18 protein-coding genes are annotated in these 16,923 nt (G+C 66.1%); 5 read left to right on the forward strand and 13 right to left on the reverse strand.

The annotated features are described in order from the left end of the window. Position 1: 1 nt before the first annotated feature. The 12 genes from CFE28_00770 to CFE28_00825 all read right to left on the reverse strand — a co-directional run bounded on the left by CFE28_00770 (position 2) and on the right by CFE28_00825 (position 10,442). The gene (locus CFE28_00770; protein OYU68662.1) at positions 2-952 is read right to left on the reverse strand and encodes a cation-efflux pump; all 951 of its coding nucleotides are present in this window, start codon (positions 950-952) and stop codon (positions 2-4) included. 49 nt (positions 953-1,001) lie between these two features. Further along, entirely contained in the window at positions 1,002-1,673 is a 672-nt protein-coding gene (locus CFE28_00775; GenBank protein ID OYU68663.1) for a tRNA (guanosine(46)-N7)-methyltransferase TrmB, read from the reverse strand. A gap of 30 nt (positions 1,674-1,703) precedes the next feature. Next, positions 1,704-2,924, reverse strand: a complete 1,221-nt coding sequence (locus CFE28_00780; protein OYU68664.1) for a methionine adenosyltransferase — start codon at positions 2,922-2,924, stop codon at positions 1,704-1,706. 64 nt (positions 2,925-2,988) lie between these two features. Continuing rightward, positions 2,989-4,608, reverse strand: coding sequence for an apolipoprotein N-acyltransferase (gene lnt, locus CFE28_00785; GenBank protein OYU71480.1), 1,620 nt, complete (start codon positions 4,606-4,608; stop codon positions 2,989-2,991). A 2-nt stretch (positions 4,609-4,610) separates the two neighbouring features. Beyond that, positions 4,611-5,492 (reverse strand): magnesium/cobalt efflux protein, encoded by an 882-nt coding sequence (locus tag CFE28_00790; protein ID OYU71481.1) that lies wholly within the window; start codon positions 5,490-5,492, stop codon positions 4,611-4,613. Between the two features lie 7 nt (positions 5,493-5,499). Next, positions 5,500-5,952 carry an rRNA maturation RNase YbeY gene (ybeY, locus tag CFE28_00795; protein OYU68665.1) on the reverse strand — a complete coding sequence of 151 codons (453 nt, stop codon included), beginning with the start codon at positions 5,950-5,952 and terminating at the stop codon, positions 5,500-5,502. After that, entirely contained in the window at positions 5,949-6,902 is a 954-nt protein-coding gene (locus tag CFE28_00800) for a phosphate starvation-inducible protein PhoH (GenBank protein ID OYU68666.1), read from the reverse strand. Before CFE28_00800 ends, ybeY begins: the two co-directional genes overlap by 4 nt. After that, complete coding sequence (locus CFE28_00805) at positions 6,899-8,245, reverse strand: tRNA (N6-isopentenyl adenosine(37)-C2)-methylthiotransferase MiaB (GenBank protein OYU68667.1); 1,347 nt, start codon at positions 8,243-8,245, stop codon at positions 6,899-6,901. Before CFE28_00805 ends, CFE28_00800 begins: the two co-directional genes overlap by 4 nt. Before the next feature lie 42 nt (positions 8,246-8,287). After that, the gene (locus CFE28_00810; GenBank protein ID OYU71482.1) at positions 8,288-8,695 is read right to left on the reverse strand and encodes a transcriptional repressor; all 408 of its coding nucleotides are present in this window, start codon (positions 8,693-8,695) and stop codon (positions 8,288-8,290) included. A 38-nt stretch (positions 8,696-8,733) separates the two neighbouring features. Further along, positions 8,734-9,189: a ribosomal-protein-alanine acetyltransferase gene (locus CFE28_00815; protein OYU68668.1), complete on the reverse strand. Its 456-nt coding sequence runs from the start codon at positions 9,187-9,189 to the stop codon at positions 8,734-8,736. Further along, on the reverse strand, positions 9,186-9,833 hold the full coding sequence (gene tsaB, locus CFE28_00820; protein OYU71483.1) for a tRNA (adenosine(37)-N6)-threonylcarbamoyltransferase complex dimerization subunit type 1 TsaB: 648 nt from the start codon (positions 9,831-9,833) through the stop codon (positions 9,186-9,188). Before tsaB ends, CFE28_00815 begins: the two co-directional genes overlap by 4 nt. Positions 9,834-9,869: 36 nt before the next feature. Next, complete coding sequence (locus CFE28_00825; protein OYU68669.1) at positions 9,870-10,442, reverse strand: NifU family protein; 573 nt, start codon at positions 10,440-10,442, stop codon at positions 9,870-9,872. Positions 10,443-10,589: 147 nt separating this feature from the next. Here CFE28_00825 and trkD point away from each other — a divergent pair, with 147 nt between their 5' ends. From trkD to CFE28_00850, 5 genes are all read left to right on the forward strand, one after another. Then, positions 10,590-12,509, forward strand: coding sequence for a potassium transporter Kup (trkD, locus tag CFE28_00830; protein ID OYU68670.1), 1,920 nt, complete (start codon positions 10,590-10,592; stop codon positions 12,507-12,509). A gap of 128 nt (positions 12,510-12,637) precedes the next feature. Then, positions 12,638-13,861, forward strand: a complete 1,224-nt coding sequence (locus CFE28_00835; GenBank protein OYU68671.1) for an argininosuccinate synthase — start codon at positions 12,638-12,640, stop codon at positions 13,859-13,861. A 98-nt stretch (positions 13,862-13,959) separates the two neighbouring features. Continuing rightward, positions 13,960-14,367 (forward strand): hypothetical protein, encoded by a 408-nt coding sequence (locus CFE28_00840; GenBank protein ID OYU68672.1) that lies wholly within the window; start codon positions 13,960-13,962, stop codon positions 14,365-14,367. 71 nt (positions 14,368-14,438) lie between these two features. Continuing rightward, positions 14,439-15,071, forward strand: coding sequence for a lysine transporter LysE (locus CFE28_00845; GenBank protein OYU68673.1), 633 nt, complete (start codon positions 14,439-14,441; stop codon positions 15,069-15,071). 53 nt (positions 15,072-15,124) lie between these two features. Beyond that, complete coding sequence (locus tag CFE28_00850; GenBank protein ID OYU68674.1) at positions 15,125-15,676, forward strand: hypothetical protein; 552 nt, start codon at positions 15,125-15,127, stop codon at positions 15,674-15,676. Positions 15,677-15,698: 22 nt separating this feature from the next. On the opposite strand, the gene CFE28_00855 is transcribed toward CFE28_00850, so the two are convergent. After that, positions 15,699-16,856, reverse strand: a complete 1,158-nt coding sequence (locus CFE28_00855; GenBank protein ID OYU68675.1) for a saccharopine dehydrogenase — start codon at positions 16,854-16,856, stop codon at positions 15,699-15,701. Positions 16,857-16,923 lie beyond the last annotated feature (67 nt).

The raw sequence follows: 16,923 nt of genomic DNA on the forward strand, positions 1-16,923 counted from the left end.
TTTACTGAGCGGCCAGTCCGGCGTGATCTTCAGGAAACGCCCCGCCATGGGGCTCGGCCCGACCGTGGGGGTCAGGATGCAGTATGATGTCGGCGGCGGGAAACTCCGCCAGGACCCGGTTCTCGGCGGCGACCATGAGCCGGTGGGCCTCTTCCAGGCTGAGGTCTGGATCAAGATCCACATGCATCTGGATGTGGACATAGGGGCCAGAACTGCGGGTGCGCAGCTGGTGCACATCGGAAATCCCGGCGTCCTGGGTCATCAGGGCGATGATCCTCTGCCTTTGGTCGTCGGGTAACTCGCGGTCCATCAGCTGGTTGGCGGCCTCGCGGAATACACTGACGGCGCCCCAGAGCAGCAGCAGGGTCACCCCAAGGGCGGCGAAGGCGTCCAGATTGTTGAGGCCGAAGAAGGACGAGGCGCCAATGCCGACCAGGGCGATCATGTTCGAGGCCAGGTCCGTCGTGTAATGGGCCCGGTCGCCGCTGATGGCCACGGACTGGGTCTGACGCAGAACCCGGGTCTGGGCCGCCAGCAGGCCCATGGTCAGGACCGTCGAAAGCACCATGACCGTCACCGCCCAACCTTCCTGGGCCAGGGGATGGGGCTCATAGAGGTGGCGGATGGCCTCCTGGCCGATCAGGGCGGCTGAAGCGAAGACCAGTCCCGCCTGCACCAGACTGGCGAAGGCCTCGGCCTTGCCATGGCCGAACCTGTGCTCGGCGTCCGGCGGCTCGGCGGCGTAGCGCACGGCGAAAAAGGTCACCAGGGAGGCAATCAGGTCGAGGCCGGAATCGGCCATGGAGGCCAGAAGCGCCACCGAGCCCGAGGCGATCCAGGCCACGGCCTTCAGGGTCACCAGAATGGTCGCCATGGAGACGGAGAGCAGGGAGACCCAGCGGGTCAGCCTGGCTGTGTCTGCTGCGGTCAGGGGTGGGGATTTCGCCATCATGTCTATCTAGCCGCTTTGCGCCCCGATCCCAGCGCAAACGACTCGCATCTTAGGTGCGGACGAAGTCCAGGAAGACCGGGGCGCAGTCCCCAAGGCCCTTCTGCTCGTACCGTGTGGTGATGTGGTCCGGCGGCGGGAGGCGCCAGTCGTCGGGACCCCGGGCAGGCCAGGAAAAGGCCGGGGACTTCAGGACCCGTTCCAGGGTCCAGTCGGCATAGTCAGCCCAGTCCGTGGCGAAGCGCAGGCCGGCGCCCAGCTTCATCAGCCTGGCCAGTTCAGCCAGAAGCTCCTCATTCACCAGTCGCCGCTTGTTGTGCCGGGCCTTGGGCCAGGGATCGGGAAAGAGGATGAAGACCCGGTCAAGGCAGGCGTCCGGCATACGGGCCAGCATGTCCCGGACATCGCCGTCATGCAGGCGCACATTCTTCAGGTCGGCTTCTTCGATGTGGCGCAGGGCGCTGGCCACGCCGTTCTGGAAGGGCTCGGCGCCCAGGATCAGGACATCGCGCCGGCGGGCGGCCTGGGCGGCCATGTGCTCGCCCCCGCCAAAACCAATCTCCAGCCACACCTCGGCCGGTCCAGGCATGAGGGCGGCCGGGACGAAGGGGATTTCCGGCGCCCGCAGGGCGGGCAGCAGATCGGTCATCAAGGCCGCCTGCCGGGGCTTGATGGTCCGCGATTTCAGGCGGCCGAAGGATCGAAGGGGCGGGGGATTATCCATTTCCCGCCCCCTCTATAGGTCAGGGAAGGACTAGGCCAGACCCTTGAGCTGGTCGACCAGATCGGTCTTTTCCCAGGAGAAGCCGCCCTCATTGTCCGGCTTGCGGCCGAAGTGGCCATAGGCCGCCGTGCGGGCATAGATGGGACGGTTGAGACCCAGGTGCTCGCGGATGGCCCGGGGCGTGGCGCCGCCGATCATCTGGGGAAGGGCCAGTTCCAGCTTGGCCGGATCGATCTCGCCTTCGCCGTGGAGGTCCACATAGAAGCTCAGGGGATTGGCCACGCCGATGGCGTAACTGATCTGGATGGTGCACTTGCGGGCCAGACCGGCCGCAACGACGTTCTTGGCCAGGTAGCGGCAGGCATAGGCCGCCGAACGGTCCACCTTGGTGGGGTCCTTGCCCGAGAAGGCGCCGCCGCCGTGGGGCGCTGCGCCGCCATAGGTGTCGACAATGATCTTGCGTCCGGTCAGGCCGGCGTCGCCGTCCGGGCCGCCGATTTCGAACTTGCCGGTGGGATTGACGTGCCACTTGGTCCTGCGGGTGATCAGGCCGGCCGGGAAAACGCTTTCGACGAAGGGCTGGATCTCGGCCTTCAGACGCTTGGGATTGGCGGCCAGCAGGCCGATCTTCTTCTTGTGCTGGGTGGAGACCACGATCTGCAGGACTTCGACCGGGCGGCCGTCCTGGTAGAGCAGGGTCACCTGGCTCTTGGCGTCGGGCTCGAGCACCGGGCATTCGCCGGAGTGACGCACTTCAGCCAGGCGCTTCAGGATGTCGTGGGAATACTGCAGGGTGGCCGGCATCAGTTCCGGCGTCTCGTCGCAGGCATAACCGAACATGATGCCCTGGTCGCCGGCGCCTTCTTCCTTGGTGGCGGTGGAGTCAACGCCCTGTGCGATATGGGCGGACTGGGCGTGCAGGTGGCAGGCGTACTTCGCCTTCTGCCAATGGAAGCCCTTCTGCTCGTAGCCGATATCCTTGATGGCCGCCCGCACCTTGGGCTCCAGGGATCCGACGATTTCCTTGGTCAGGGCCTTGTTCTCGGCGGCTGAGGCGCCCGGCTTGCCAGCGCGGACCTCACCGGCCAGGACAACCCGGTTGGTAGTGACGAGGGTCTCGCACGCCACGCGGGCCTGGGGCTCTACGGCGAGGAAGGCGTCCACGACCGTATCGGAGATGCGGTCGGCGACCTTGTCGGGGTGGCCTTCGGAAACGCTTTCGCTGGTGAAGATATAACTGGAACGGCTCACAATCTGGCTCCGGAAAGGGCGCAACGGTCACGCCGGCGCGATCCCGTTTGTGCTAGGGGTAAACCTATAAAGAAGTCCTTATATCCGATCCGGCGGCGGGGGAAATCGGCTTTTCGCTATCGGTGGGCCCAGATTTTCCCCGCAGACGGGCTACAATCTCTGCAAGGGCGCTGGCCAGGATCATGAGGGCCAGGAAGAGATCGCCCCACTTCGCATAGGGAGTCTTTGGCAGGGCGGGCGGCAGGACAGCATCAATCACCCCCATGCGGCCAAGGCCCAGGCTGGGTCCCGGACGGCCAAAGGCGTCGATCATGGTGGTGACCCCGGTGGGTGTGGACCGGGCGATGGGCAGGCCGGCCTCGATGGCCCTATAGCCGGCAATATTCAGGTGCTGCCAGGGGCCGCTTGTGGCGCCGAACCAGGCGTCATTGGAAATGTTCAGCAACCAGGCGGGCCGGGATCCGACCTTGCCGGACAGGCCAGGGAACAGGGCTTCATAACAGATCAGTGGCTGGACCGGCGGCACGCCGAGGGGCGTTATCGGCGCGGGAGTCGGGCCCGGCGTGAAATCCTCGGGCATGTGGACCAGAATGCGCAGGCCAAGGCGGGTGGCCAGGGGCGACAGGGGCAGGAACTCACCGAAGGGGACGAGACGGTTCTTGTCATAGACCCCGGTCAGCCTGAAGCCGTCCATGGGGGCGGACGGGTCCCGTCGCAGGGCGATCAGGCTGTTGTAATAGATATAGCCGCCCTCGAGTTTGGGGCTGACCCGGTTGGTCCCCATCATCAGGGTCTGGCCGGGCCTGAGGGCCTTGCCCAGGCCCTCGAGAAAGGGACTGTCGGGATAGATCAGATCGTCAATGACCGCCGGCAGGGCGCCCTCCGGCCAGACAATGACATCGGGGCGGCGGGCGCCCGGACTGGCTGACAGGGTCAGATAGGTTTTGAGGATGGCCTGCAGGTTTTCCGGCCGCCACTTTTCCTTCTGGTCGATATCGGCCTGGACCAGACGGATCATGGGCGCGTCGGCGCCGGCCTTGGGCGCAGCGGCCAGCCGGGCCTCGCCCCAGCCATAGAGCCCGGCCAGGACAAGGCAGCAGGCGGCCACAAGAGCGCCCCTGGCCTTCACGCCCTTCAGATCGGGCCAGAGACCGGGGGCGGCGCCCAGGGCTATGGTGACATAGGACAGACCATAGGCGCCGATGACCGAGGCCAGCTGGGATGGGGCCGAACCTGTCGCCCAGGTCTCGCCCGGCAGGTTCCAGGGAAACCCGGACAGGACGTGACCCCTCAGCCATTCGCAGCCTGACAGCAGGGCGGCGAAGATGAAGATCCGGGACCATCCGCCACGGGACACCACCGCAAATCCGGCCGCAGCCAGTCCCCAGAACAGGGCCAGCCCACCCGCCAGAAACACCAGGGCGAAGGGCGCCATCCATCCGTGGATTTCGGCTTCCACCAGGAAGGCTTCGGTCACCCACCAGACGCCGACGGCGAAATAGCCGAGCCCGGCCAGCCAGCCATAGAGAAACGCACGGCGCGGACGGAGGTCAGGCTCGCGGCCCAGAAGCCAGAGCAGCAGGCCATAGCCGGCGATACCCGGCAGAATCCCGAAGGGCGGAAAGGCCAGCGCCGCAAGCAGGCCGGCCGCCAGGGCCAGGCCACGGATCTGCCAGGGGGTCAGGCTCACGGCTGGGCGGCGCGCTCGGGCGTCTTGCGCCAGCGGACCCGCTTCACCCGCCGGGGATCGGCGTCGAGGATCTGGATTTCAAAGCCGTCGGGATGGGGAATGACCTCGCCGCGCTGGGGGACGCGTCCGGCAAGGGCAGTGACGAGGCCTCCGACCGTATCGATGTCCTCTTCAAGATCGGCAGGCGCCAGATCGCGGCCCACGGCGGCTTCAAGCTCTTCCAGGGGCGCCCGGGCGTCGGCCTCGAAGATTTCCCCGGGCCTGGCGACAACCCCCGCCACCTGGGCCTCGTCATGCTCGTCGTCAATCTCGCCGACCACGGCTTCCACGAGGTCTTCAAGGGTCACCAGACCATCGGTTCCGCCGAACTCGTCAATGACCAGGGCCATGTGGGTGCGGGATCCCTGCATGCGCAGCATGAGGTCGGCGGCGCGCATTGAGGCGGGAACATAGAGGGCGTCCCGCCTCAGCTTCTGCAGGATCTGGTCCTCTGGTTCCGGCTTCTTGGACTTGCCCTTGGCCGGGCCGGCCATCAGCTTGAAGACGTCCTTGACGTGGACCACCCCCACCGGATCATCCAGGGTGTCCCGGTAGATCGGCATGCGGGAATGCTCGGCCTCGATGAACCTCTGGACCAGGCCGGAAAACGGCGTGTCCAGCTCGACCGCGACAATGTCAGCCCTCGGCGTCATCACGTCCTCGACCCGGAGGGTCTGGAAAGCCTGGGCCTGGTCCACCAGACGCCCGCCGATGGATTCCGCCAGGGCCTCAGCCTCGGTGGCGGGTTCCGGTTCCGGCGCGCCCATCCACCGCCGGATCAGGCCTACGAGGCCTTTCCGTGCGGGACCGGGACGCTCTGACTCGTCGTGACTGGCCATCGTCTCCTCAATCGGCCTCATAGGGGTCTGGAACCCCCAGGTCGGCCAGGATCATACGTTCGAGGCCTTCCATCTCGCGGGCCTCGTCTTCCTGCTCGTGATCATACCCCACAAGGTGCAGGACGCCATGGGCCACAAGGTGCTGCAGGTGGTGGGCCAGGGGCTTGCCCTGGGCATGGGCTTCCCGCGCACAGACGCCGAAGGCCAGGGCCACATCACCAAGATGGGTTTCCGGGTTCAGCGGGGCGGGAAAGGACAGGACATTGGTCGGCTTGGCCTGCTGGCGGAACCTCAGATTGAGGTCGAAGATTTCCTCGTCATTGGTCAGCAGAACCACGACCTTGCCGTCAAAGTCGGCATGGGAGAGGGCCATCTGGGCTGCAGCCCGGCTGAGGGGCTCGGCGTCCGGCAGGGCGCTGAGCCAGGCTTCGTCCTCGACCTCTATGTCGATGTCGTTCAATCGGGCCGCCCGCGTTTGGCGGCGTCGGCCTCATAGGCCCGGACGATCCGCTCGACCATGGGGTGACGCACCACATCGCCGGCTGTGAACCTGCTGACCCCGACCCCTTCAACTCCGTCCAGCAGACCCACGGCGTGGGCCAGGCCGGAGTCGTCAATCCGGGGCAGGTCGACCTGGCTGGGATCGCCGGTCACCACCATGCGGGCGCCTTCGCCCAGACGGGTCAGGACCATCTTCATCTGCAGGCGGGAACAGTTCTGGGCCTCGTCGACAATGACAAAGGCGTGGGCCAGGGTGCGGCCGCGCATGAAGGCGATGGGCGCCAGCTCGATCTCGCCCTTCTCCCGGCGGCGGCGGAACTGGTCCACCCCAAGAATGTCGGTCAGGGCCTCCCAGACGGGCGCCATATAGGGATCGACCTTTTCCGACAGGTCGCCGGGCAGGAAGCCCAGACGCTCGCCCGCCTCCACCGCCGGACGACTGACGATCAGGCGGTCGACCTCGCCCCGCAGCAGCATGCCGGCGCCATGGGCCACGGCCAGAAAGGTCTTGCCCGTACCCGCAGGGCCAAGGCCGAAGACCAGTTCACACCGGCTCATGGAGTCCAGATAGCGCGCCTGGGCCGTGGTCTTGGGGGCCACCTGGCCGCGGCGGCTGGACGGCAGGGCGCCAGGCGCCGAGCCCCGTCCGACCCTGACCTGACCAATGGCGACCCGCACATCGGCCTCGGTGACCTCATGGCCCTTGTCAGCCCGCTCGGCCAGGGACTGGACCACCCGCTTGGCTGACCCACGACCCTTGGAGTCGCCGTCAATGGACACGCCGCCGCCGGGGGTTTCGATCAGGACGTCAAAGGCGTCTTCCATCAAGGCGGCGTGGCGGTTGGCGGTTCCCGCCACAGCCCGCGCGGCGGCGTCCGAGAGCGGGATGAATTCCGAGGACTTGCTCATGCCGACGCCGTGACGGCGGCCAGGGATCCTGCCAGGGCGCCCGAAAGGCTCATCTTGGCTGCGCCGGTAATGCTGACCGGGGCGATCTGGCCGATCAGCTCGGCCGGGCCGTCGCAGTGGACAGCCTGCAGATAGGGACTGCGGCCTGAAAGCTGGCCGGAATGGCGGCCGGGCTTTTCGAACAGTACGGGCAGGACCTTGCCGACCTGGGCGGCGTTGAAGGCCTTCTGCTGTTCGTCCAGCAGGGCGTTGAGCCGCGCCAGACGCTCGTCCTTGACCGCCTCGGCCACCTGGCCGGGCATGGCGGCGGCGGGGGTTCCGGGGCGCGGCGAATACTTGAAACTGAAGGCCGAGGCGTGACCGACCGTCCGCACCAGATCCAGTGTGGCTTCGAAATCCGACTCCCGCTCGCCGGGGAAGCCGACAATGAAGTCGCCGGAAATGGCGATGTCGGGCCGGGCCGCGCGGACCCTCTCCAGGGTCTTGAGGTAGCTGTCGGCGGTATGGGCCCGGTTCATGGCCCGCAGGATCTTGTCCGACCCCGACTGCACGGGCAGGTGCAGATAGGGCATGAGCTCGGCCACCTCGCCGTGGGCGGCGATCAGGTCCTCATCCATGTCCTTGGGGTGACTGGTGGTGTAGCGGATCCTGTCCAGGCCCTCGATCTTCGCCAGGGCGCGGACCAGATTGGCGAGGCCGCCGGTATAGGCGTTGACGTTCTGCCCCAGCAGGGTGACTTCCCGCACGCCCTGGGCGGCCAGGGACCGGGCCTCGGCCAGGACGGTGTCCATGGGCCGGGACCATTCAGCGCCGCGGGTATAGGGCACGACGCAGAAGGTGCAGAACTTGTCGCAGCCCTCCTGCACGGTCAGGAAGGCCGTGACGCCGGTGGGGTTCCGGTCCGGGGACAGGGCGTCGAACTTTTCGTCGGCGGCGAAGTCGGCGGCCAGGCTTTCGCCCCGTGACCGGTGGGTGCGGGCGATCAGTTCGGGCAGCTGATGATAGGCCTGGGGCCCGACCACCAGGTCGACGGCAGGCTGGCGGCGCATGATTTCAGCGCCCTCGGCCTGGGCGACGCAGCCGGCCACCACCACGGTCATGGCATCGCCGGTCAGGGCCTTTTCCTGCTTCATTTCCTTGATCAGGCCGAGCTCGGAATAGACCTTTTCCGTGGCCTTTTCCCGGATATGGCAGGTGTTCAGCACCACCAGATCAGCGCCGATCGGACTGTTGGTCATGCCATAGCCAAGGGGCGTCAGGACGTCGGCCATACGCTCGCTGTCATAGACATTCATCTGACAGCCGTAGGTCTTGATGTAGAGGCGCTTCAAAGGGGCGGACATTTTTCAGGTTATGCGGCGCGCAGGCCCGGGGCGCAACCGCCCTTACTCTTCAACGGGAACCCCGTAGAGCTCGAGCCTGTGATCTACCAGCCGGTAGCCCAGCTTGCGGGCAATGGCCTCCTGCAGGGCCTCGATCTCGGCGTCGACAAACTCGATGACCTTGCCGGTCTTCAGGTCGATCAGGTGGTCGTGATGGCTTTCCCGGGCCTCTTCATAACGCGAACGGCCATCGCGGAAGTCATGCCGGGCGACAATGCCGGCTTCCTCGAACAGGCGGACGGTCCGGTAGACTGTCGCGATCGAGATATGGGGGTCCACGGCATGGGACCGGCGGAACAGCTCTTCCACATCGGGATGGTCTGCAGCCTCCGACAGCACACGGGCGATCACCCGGCGCTGCTCGGTCATGCGCATGCCCTTTTCGATGCAGAGGTTCTCGATACGGTCCACCCGGGCCCCCAACCTTGAAGTCTGGAGCTAGAATAGGGTCAGTTGGCCCCGGTGTTAAGATCGCGTCGCATAATCACGGCGTCGACGGGGGTTTCGTAGCCGACTGTGTAATAGCCGCGGCGGAGACCGACCCGCTCAAACCCTGTGGCGGCATAGAGCGCCAGGGCCGCCAGGTTCTCGACGGACACCTCCAGGAACATTTCCCGGGCCCCATCCCGGGCGGCCTGAACCATGGCCGCCTCCACCAGACCACGGCCGACGCCCCGCTGGCGGGCCGCAGGATCGACGGCGATGGTATAGATCTCGGCCTCGCCCACGGCGGTCCGGCAAAGGATCATGCCGCAGGGGTCCGGGCCCTCGGCGATCAGGGCGAAGCCGCCCGGACCTGATCCCAGGTCGGCGATTTCCTCGGCGTCCCAGCTGGGGGTGAAGGCCAGGGCGTGCAGACGCGCCAGGGTCTCCAGATCCGCCTCGGTGGCAGACCGCACGATCACGGGTCGATCCCGCCCGGCAGCTTGGCGTCAGGCGCCCGCAGATAGAGCGGTCTGGGCGGGGTCGGCGCGCGGGCCGCCGCCAGCCTGGCCACGCAGCCCGGGTCGACCTGGTCAGACTTCACGACGCGGGCCGAGGGTGTCAGGGCCGACAGGTGATCGGTTCCCGATCCGACCAGGGTGACCGCCCCTGTCCGCGAGAGCTCCACCAGCAGGGCGCCGGCGGCGTCGATATTGAGTCCGGCCGGCGCCGTCAGGGCCTGGCCCTTCTCGAAGGCCTGGAAATAGACCTGGCCGCGCTTGGCCTCCAGAACGACGGCGACGAGGCCCGGCTCGCCCGCCAGAGGGGCGCCCATGGCCTCAAGGGTTCCGATGCCGATGACGGGAAGGCCCAGGGCCGCACCCAGGCCCTTGGCGAAGGCCAGGCCAACCCTAAGCCCGGTAAAGGAGCCCGGCCCCACTGTCACGGCGATGCGACCAAGATCACTGAAGGCGACGCCGGCCTCAGCCAGGACCTCGGAAACCAGACCTGCGAGCCGTTCCTGATGGCCCCGCATCATGACCTCGACACGGCTGGACAGCAGGTCCCCGTCCCGCAGCACTGCAGCGGAACAGGCGGAAAGACAGGTGTCGAGGGCCAAGGTGATCATGACGGACCGCCCCTAGCCCATTCTCAGCCCCGCTTAAAGCGCCTGCTCCACCCGGGTCACTTCGGGGACATAGTGTTTGAGCATGTTTTCGACCCCGGACTTGAGTGTGGCCGAAGACGAAGGACAGCCTGAACAGGCGCCGCGCATGTGAAGCCAGACCACGCCGGTGTCCGGCTCGAAGCGGTTGAACAGGATGTCGCCGCCATCCTGGGCCACGGCGGGCCGGATGCGGGTGTCGAGCAGGTCCTTGATCTCGGCGACAACCTGGGCCGTTTCGCCCTCATAGACGTCGTCGTCGTGACCGCCACTGTCCTGACCATTGTCATCGAACAGGGCCTTGCCTGAGGTGAAGTGATCCATGATGGCCGCCAGGATCGGGGCCTTCACATGGGACCAGTCGACCTCGGGGTCCTTGCCGACCGTGACAAAGTCTCCGCCAAAGAAAACGCGAACGACGCCATCGACCTGGAAAAGCTCGGCCGCAAGGGGCGAAACCGAGGCGTCTTCGGCCGACCGGAAATCCCGGCTGCCTTCAGCGAGAACCTCGCGTCCGGGCAGGAATTTCAGAACTTCGGGATTGGGTGTGGCTTCTGTCTGGATGAACATGGACAAGATGTGGCGCGGCTGCGACGCAAGTGCAAGTCGCGCGATGAAGGCAGAAGATTGAACAGGCCTCAGAAAGGGTGTAACGCGCCGCGCTCATGACGGCATTGGGCCGCCTGTGGGAACCCCATCCGTTCCCGGAGACGTTAGATGACCGGTCCGGCAAGCGACGCCCACGAGGTCGGCGAGGATTCGCCTCATCACCCCAAGTCGGAAAGCTTCGCCGCCCTCGCCCTGGGCGCCATGGGCGTGGTGTTCGGCGACATCGGCACCAGCCCGCTCTATGCCATGCGCGAGGCTCTGGCCCACACCAGCCACAATGTCAGCACCGAGATCGCGGTCCTGGGCGTCGTCTCCCTGGTCACCTGGGCTCTGATCCTGATCGTCACCGTCAAGTACGTCTTCTTCCTGATGCGGGCGGACAACAAGGGCGAGGGCGGCACCCTGGCCCTCATGGCCCTGGCCCAGCGCTCCCTGGGAAAGCGGTCGACCTCGGTCTTCTTCCTGGGGGTGATCGGCGCCGCCCTCTTTTACGGCGATGGCATCATCACCCCGGCCGTTTCCGTTCTGGGCGCCCTTGAGGGCATGCGCGACGCTCCGGGCCTGGGTCAGGCCCTGGCGCCCTATGTCCTGCCCGCCTCGGCGGTCATCCTGGTGGTCCTGTTCCTGGTCCAGTCCCGGGGCACAGCCAGCATGGCGCGCTATTTCGGGCCGATCACCCTGGCCTGGTTCGTGGTCCTGGGCTTCCTGGGCGCCATCCACATTTCAGACGACCCCTCCATCCTGCGGGGCCTGTCCCCCCACTATGGCGTCATGTTCCTGATCAACAGCGGCTGGGTCGGCTTTGTCATTCTCGGCAGTGTCTTCCTGGCGGTGACCGGCGCGGAGGCCCTCTATGCCGACATGGGCCACTTCGGAAAGCGTCCCATCCAGGCGGCGTGGCTGTTCTTTGTCCTGCCCGCCCTGCTGCTGAACTATTTCGGCCAGGGCGCCCTGGTCCTCGCCCATCCCGAGGCGCGGGCCAATCCCTTCTTCCAGATGATCCCGCACGCCATGTACTGGCCCGTCCTCCTGCTGGCCACGGCCGCTACGGTCATCGCCAGCCAGGCAGTGATCACCGGCGCCTTTTCAATGACCCAGCAGGCGGTGCAGCTTGGCCTCTTCCCGCGGATCGATATCCGCCGGACCTCCGAGACCCAGGCCGGCCAGATCTATGTGCCGCAGATCAACACCTTCCTGATGATCGGCGTTCTGATCCTGCTCTTCACCTTCAAGTCCTCGCACAACCTGTCTGCGGCCTATGGCATCGCCGTCACCGGTTCCATGTTCGTCGACACCCTGCTGTTCTTCGTCATCATCAAGTCCATGTGGAAACGGCCCACCTGGCAGGCGGCCCTGGCGGTCGTCGGATTCGGCCTGCTGGACCTGGTCTTCATCTCGTCCAACCTGATGAAGATCCCCCAGGGGGCCTGGCTGCCCCTGGTCCTTGGAGGCGTCATGGTGGTGGTCATGTGGACCTGGACCCGCGGGGCCCAGATCCTGTCGGACAAGACCCGGCGGGACAGCCTGCCCCTTTCGGAACTCTCCGGTATCCTCAAGGCGCGGCCGCCTCACAGGGCGCCGGGCACGGCCATCTTCCTGACCTCCGACCCGGACATGGCGCCCGTCGCCCTCATGCACAACCTCAAGCACAACAAGGTCCTGCACGAGAAGAACATCATACTGACCGTCATCACCGCCGAGACGCCGCGGGTGAAGGAGGACGACCGGGTCCGGATCGAGCCCATCAATGACGACTTCAAGAAGGTGGTCATTTCCTACGGCTTCATGGAAAGCCCGAACCTGCCCAAGGCCCTTGGCCTCTGCCGCAAGCTGGGTCTGAAGTTCGACATCATGGCCACCAGCTTCTTCCTCGGGCGACGATCCGTGGTGGCCTCGGCCCAGTCGGGCATGCCGCTCTGGCAGGACAAGCTCTTCATCTTCCTGATGCGCAACGCCGCCAACCCCACGGACTTCTTCAAGATCCCGCCGGGACGCGTTGTGGAGCTGGGCACCCAGGTCACCGTCTAAGCCAAGCAACCTCAAAGGGGGTTCGCCCCCGCCAAATGGCTTGAAGCCTGAGGCCCTTGCCTCCTATAGGCCCCAGCCGAGTCACCATCGCGCCCACGCGGCGCCATTGATTTGAAGGACGTGCGCCCATGGCCGCCCCCATCAAGAAAGTCGTCCTCGCCTATTCCGGCGGTCTGGACACCTCCATCATCCTGAAATGGCTCCAGACCGAGTATGGCGCGGAAGTGGTCACCTTCACCGCCGACCTTGGTCAGGGCGAGGAAATCGAGCCGGCCCGGGCCAAGGCCCTGGCGGCAGGCGTCAAGCCCGAGAACATCTTCATCGAGGATGTCCGCGAGGAATTCGTCCGCGACTTCGTCTTCCCGATGTTCCGCGCGAATACGGTCTATGAGGGCCAGTACCTGCTGGGCACCTCCATCGCCCGGCCGCTGATCGCCAAGCGCCAGATCGAGATCGCCCGCATGACCGGCGCCGACGCCGTCAGCCATGGCGCCACCGGCAAGGGCAATGACCAGGTACGGTTCGAGCTGGGCTACTACGCCCTGGAGCCCGACATCCACGTCATCGCCCCCTGGCGGGAATGGGACTTCAAGAGCCGCGAGGCCCTGCTGGACTTCGCCGAAAAGCACCAGATCCAGATCACCAAGGACAAGCGCGGCGAGGCGCCCTTCAGCGTCGACGCCAACCTCCTGCACTCATCCTCCGAGGGTAAGGTGCTGGAAGATCCGGCGGTGGAGGCCCCCGAGTTCGTGCACATGCGGACGATCGCTCCCGAGGACGCCCCGGACAAGCCCACCGTCTTCACCATGGACTTCGAAAAGGGCGATCCCGTCGCCATTGACGGGGTCAGGATGTCGCCGGCCACCCTGCTGACCAAGCTGAACCAGCTGGGCCATGACAATGGCGTCGGACGTCTGGACCTGGTGGAAAACCGCTTCGTCGGCATGAAGTCCCGGGGGGTCTATGAGACCCCCGGCGGAACCATCCTGCTGGCCGCCCACAGGGGCATTGAGAGCATCACCCTCGACCGGGGCTCCATGCACCTGAAGGACGAGCTGATGCCCCGCTATGCGTCCCTGATCTATAACGGCTTCTGGTTCGCGCCGGAGCGGGAAATGCTGCAGACCGCCATCGACTACAGCCAGGCCCATGTGACCGGCCAGGTCCGGGTTAAGCTCTACAAGGGCAATGTCTCGGTCATCGGCCGCACCAGCCCCTATTCGCTCTACGATCAGGACCTGGTGACCTTTGAAGAGGGCAAGGTGGCCTATGACCACCGGGACGCCGCGGGCTTCATCAAGCTCAATGCGCTTCGCCTGCGGGTCGCCGCCAAGCGCGATCGTCGAGGCTGATCGGTTCCCCTGTCGGCTGCAGGCCGTTGCGCTTGCAGCCGATTGCCCCAATATCGGCGTCAGGGCGTTCCTGAAGCGCCGATCATTGGGGTATTCGCATGCAATCTCATTCACTGGTGGCCATTGTCACCCTCCTGGCGGTTCTGACCTATCTCTGGATGGGCCTTGCGGTCGGCGGCGCCCGCCGCAAATCCGGCATTTCCGCCCCGGCCATGACCGGCGATCCCCTGCTGGAGCGCACCATCCGGGCCCACTACAACACCCTGGAAGCCATGCCGATCTTCCTGCCAGCCCTGTGGATCTTCGCCTTTGTCTGGAGCGACATGGTTGCGGCGGGTCTGGGTCTGGTCTGGATCGTCGGCCGGGTGCTCTATGCCCGCGGCTATGCAGAGGCGGCTGAAAAGCGCGAACTGGGCTTCATGATCCAGATCCTGGCCACGGCCGTTCTGGTGTTCGGCGCCCTTGGAAAGCTCGTCTGGGGCCTGGTTCAGGGCGGCGCAGCCTGATTTACGGGAAAATCGGGCGCGGCGCTGTTTCGACCTTCGCCGCGCCCTGATCCTTCGCCTATAGGGGGGCGATGAGCGTTCTCCCCGTCGACCCCGCCCGTTATGTGACCTTTCTTGGCGTCATGGGCGTCATGGCCATTGCGCCGGGTCCCGCCAATGTCTTCGCCATCGCCACCGGCGCCCAGAGGGGCAAGGCGGCCGCCCTGATGGGCATGGTGGGCATGAACACCGCCTCCCTGGTCTGGTTCGCCGGCGCAGCCCTCGGCCTCGGCGCCCTGGTCATGGCCTTTCCCCACACCTTCCACCTGATCGCCCTGGCGGGCGCGGCCTATGTGGCCTGGCTTGGAATCAAGTCCATCATCTCCAGCTTCAAGCCGGCGGACCCGCAGGCCCTCGTCCGCGCACCGACCGGACGCTCGGCCTTCGCCGACGGTTTCGCGGTGCAGATCTCCAATCCCAAGGCGGTGCTCTTTTTCACCGCCGTCCTGCCGCCCTTCCTCGACCCGAACCGACCCCTGCCCGGCCAGCTGATCGCCTTCGCCATAGCCACCATAGCCTTCGACGCCATTTCCATGAGCGCCTATGGCTTGGGCGGCGCAGCCCTGGCGGCGCGAATGAACGAGCCGAGGTTCCGCAAGGGGTTCCAGATCGCCGTTGGCCTGCTGCTGATCGGGGCTGCAGCCCTCATGGCGCTTCGCCATTGACGCCGCAACTTCGCCAAGGTCTCGTGTGTTTGATCAGGATGAGGAGATCCATCATGAAGCTCACCACACCCGTCGCAGCCCTCGTCCTTGCCGCCGCCCTCGCCGGGTGCGCCACCACGACGGCCTATCAGCCCCGGACGCCCCAATCGGCCCAGGGCTTTGCTGACACCCGACTGGAGGACAACCGGTTCCGGGTGAGCTTCGCCGGCAATACCGTCACCTCCCGGGACACTGTCGAGACCTATCTGCTCTATCGCGCCGCCGAACTGACCCTGGCCCAGGGCTTCGACACCTTCCTGGTGGTGGACCGGCGCACGGACACCAAGACGCGCACCCTGGAAACCGACCCCTGGCGCGGCCCCTATGGCGGCTGGCGCCCGGACTGGAACTTCTATTACGGGTTCGGCTTCGGCTGGGACCCCTACTGGCCGCAGTCGCCCTTCGGCTTCAACCGCCACCGGGACACCATGACGGTGGAGAAATTCAAGGCCGAGGCGGAAATCCTGCTGCTCAAGGGCCCCAAGGACGCCAGTGACCCCAAGGCCTTCGACGCCCGCAGCGTCCTGGCCAATCTGGGGCCGAAGGTCGTGCGGCCCAAGCCTTAGGCCGCACGACAGACTTCGGACGTCAGACCGTCTCTTCGGTAAAGGTCAGGCCGGCCCGGGCGTTGAGCCGGTCGATCAGCCTCTGGCCCATGGCCGCGCCGGGCACCCAGATGCCGCCGGCCACTTCGGGGCAGTCCTTGACCAGGCAGATGGCCGACTCGGCGATGATCTTCGAGGTCGAGCCGTATCCCGGGTCCTTGTCCCCATAGACCGCCCCGCGCACCTGGCCGCCGTCAGCGTCCACGCCGATGAAGATCAGGTCATAGAAGCCGTTCTCGCGCTCTTCCTTGCTGGGGCCCTCGCCCGGCTGGGGGCCGCCGGCCCCGCCCAGATCGGTGAATTCGGTCGAGGAGCCGGGAGCCGTGACGCTCATCTCGTCATAGACAAAGTCCGTCCCGTAGGCGTGACCCTGCAGCAGGTTGGAGCGATGGACGTTCTTGGTGTTGATCACCGCCATCATGAAGGGGCCGACCTCGAGGCCCAGATCCGGATCGACCTCCTTCTGGGTTCCCGTGGGCTGGGCGGGCCCCTGGAAGCCGGGGGTCAGGGCGAAGGGGCTCATCATCACCCCCATCAGGCTGGGATCCTTCTGCATGGCCGCCATGGTGGCCTTGCCGCTGGCCGCCGTGCCGCCCGACAGACCGCCGCGCATATTGCGGACCCGGCCCTTCACCCGCGACACCGGATGGCCGAACTTCGCCTTCGCCAGACCCTGCGTATAGAGGACGCCCAGTTCGAAGGGGATGGAGTCAAAGCCGCAGGAGAAGACGATCCGCGCCCCGCTGGCCCTGGCCGCCGCCTCATGGGCGCCGATCATGGCGTGCATCCAGGTGGGCTCGCCCGACAGGTCCAGATAGTCGGTCCCCGCCGCCGCGCAGGCCGCCACCAGGTCCGAGCCATAAAGCTGATAGGGGCCGACTGTGGTCAGGACCGCCTTGGTGCGTTCCACCATCGACTTGACCGAAGCGGCGTCGCCCGCGTCGGCGACGATCAGCGGCGTGTTGGCAGGGGCGCCGATCTCGTCGCGCACCGCGGCCAGCTTGTCAGCCGAGCGGCCGGCCATGGCCCACTTGATCTCGCCATCGACCCCATAGGTCGCCGCCAGATATTCCGCCACCAGCCGGCCGGTAAAGCCGGTCGCGCCGTAAACGATGATGTCGAATTCCGCCTTGGGGTTCATGGGGGAGCCTCTGATGATGTCGAGCGTGTTCCGATAAGTGGATAGCGGCTATCGGATAGAGACACGC

This window comes from Alphaproteobacteria bacterium PA2 (assembly GCA_002256425.1).
Classification (GTDB): Bacteria; Pseudomonadota; Alphaproteobacteria; order Caulobacterales; family Caulobacteraceae; genus Phenylobacterium.